The following is a 1,227-nucleotide window of genomic DNA, read 5'->3' on the forward strand; positions in this document are numbered from 1 at the left end:
CGGTCGGCCTCGGCCTTGGCCAGGCGCTCGGCCATGCGGTTGAAACCCACGTTCACCGCCCGGATCTCGGTGGTCGGCACGGTTTCGTCCAGGCGGCTGGCCTGGAAGTCGCCCTCGCGCACCCGTGCCGCCGCCCACGACAGGCGCTTGAGCGGGTGGTCGATCAGGCGCGCAATGGCCGCCGCCCCCAGCAGCGACAGGCTGCCGGCGATGCCCAGCCAGACCAGCCAGGTGACCCCGCCGATCGCGTCCACCCGTTCCGGGTCGGCCAGCAGCCAGTAGGTTTCGGCCCCGATGTCGAAGCCGATCCACAGTCCGGGAAAGCCGTTGACCTCGCGCGCGACCAGGGTGTCCTGGCCGAGGCGGGACGCCAGCACCTCGCTGATGCGGCGGTTGTGGGTGGTCTGGTTGTAGGGCAGGTGGGTGTCGGTGGGTTCGCGCACGGCGATGCGCACGTTTTCCTCGTCCACCAGGGTTTTGACCAGCGAGACGCGGGCGATCGCGTCCGCGTGCACGAGCGCCGCCCGCGTGAGGTTGACCAGCGACGCCAACTGGTGGGCGCTTTGCAGCGCGCGGGGCTCTTCTTCCAGCGTGCGAAAGGTCTGGAACCACGCCACCACCGAACCCAGCAGCAGCAGCCCGAGCAGCAGAAAGGTGCGCCAGAACAGGCCGATGCTGCGCTGCGCCCCGGCCTGGGTGGGGGGCGCTCGGGGCGGCTCAGGCTTGCCCATCGTCGGGCACGAAGACGTAGCCTACCCCCCACACGGTCTGCAGGTAGCGAGGGGAGGACGGGTCGTTCTCGATCAGCTTGCGCAGCCGCGACACCTGCACGTCCAGGCTGCGGTCGAAGGGCTCGAACTCGCGCCCACGGGCCAGTTGCGCCAGCTTGTCGCGCGACAGCGGCTGGCGCGGGTGGCGCACCAGCGCCTTGAGCATGGCGAACTCGCCCGTGGTCAGGCCCACGTCCACGCCGTCGCGCGTCAGGGTGCGCTGGCCCAGGTCCAGCTCGAAGGGGCCGAAGCGCACCACCTCGGCATCCTGCGACGGCGCCCCCGGCATCTCGGGCGGCGGACGGCGGCGCAGCACCGCGTGGATGCGCGCCAGCAGTTCGCGCGGGTTGAAGGGCTTGCCCAGGTAGTCGTCGGCACCCACCTCCAGGCCGACGATGCGGTCCACGTCCTCGCCCTTGGCGGTCAGCATGATGATGGGCGTGCGGTCGTTGGCCGC

At 71.1% G+C, this 1,227-nt stretch carries 2 protein-coding genes; both read right to left on the reverse strand.

The window, feature by feature from the left end; genetic code table 11:
- The coding region (locus HA630_RS19920; protein ID WP_166837115.1) for a HAMP domain-containing protein at positions 1–731 on the reverse strand (731 nt) is incomplete at its 3' end.
- Positions 718–1,227: winged helix-turn-helix domain-containing protein (locus tag HA630_RS19925; RefSeq protein ID WP_243855561.1), on the reverse strand; the 510-nt coding region annotated here is incomplete at its 5' end. The genes HA630_RS19920 and HA630_RS19925, both read right to left, overlap by 14 nt.

Source organism: Aquabacterium sp. A08, from assembly GCF_011742065.1.